Source organism: Methylophaga sp. UBA5088, assembly GCF_002414625.1.
Classification (GTDB): domain Bacteria; phylum Pseudomonadota; class Gammaproteobacteria; order Nitrosococcales; family Methylophagaceae; genus Methylophaga; species Methylophaga marina.
The window spans coordinates 8,308-8,940 of sequence record NZ_DIAC01000053.1 but is presented as its reverse complement, the minus strand read 5'-3'; the positions used below and the strand labels follow the sequence as shown (position 1 = coordinate 8,940).

The 633-nt window shown below is 44.7% G+C and carries 2 pseudogenes; both read right to left on the bottom strand.

The annotated features are described in order from the left end of the window. A pseudogene (locus tag B4K20_RS07365) lies at positions 1-439 on the bottom strand (arginyltransferase); the annotation flags it as partial. Continuing rightward, positions 436-633, bottom strand: a pseudogene (locus B4K20_RS07360) (leucyl/phenylalanyl-tRNA--protein transferase); the annotation flags it as partial. The pseudogenes B4K20_RS07365 and B4K20_RS07360, both read right to left, overlap by 4 nt.

Here is a 633-nt window from a genome sequence, read left to right as displayed (position 1 = left end):
TTTCCAGCCAGAATTCAAGAAATGCACTATCGCACCAACTGCTAGTCAGAAAGTTGGTATAGCTTGATGGGGTGGGGTTATCCATGCCTCCCCCCAAATGTCGACCAGCAAGATAACGCTCATATAATTCAAAGTGTACCGGATTAAATTCAGCTGGATGAATTTTAGTTTGCACATCCTGATTACGTTTTAAACAGCGCTTCTGACTTCTGTTAGGTTTAAACTGGGCAATATCAATTCGCACTGGTACACAGGATGAGCACTCTGCGCAAAATGGCCGATATATGTGATCACCGCTTCTCCTGAATCCATGTTGAATCAGATGACTGTACAGGTGTTTACTCGCCGGTTTATTTGGGTCGGGATAAAGGTTTCTGGCCTGCCTGCCACTAAGGTATGAACAGGCATGAGGTTGGTCTTGATAAAAATTCAGGCTCATAGTGCGTAGGGTAAATCAGCATCTAACTGCCATTGACTGGGCGAGACTTTGACAGAACATAACTCATCCAGTCTTTTGATAAATTCTGCTCTGGGGATTTCTTCTCCGCCCATACGCGATAGGTGATCGGAGTATATCTGACAATCTATCATCGGCATGTCCCAGCGTTGTAATTGTTGGCATAAGGCGATGAG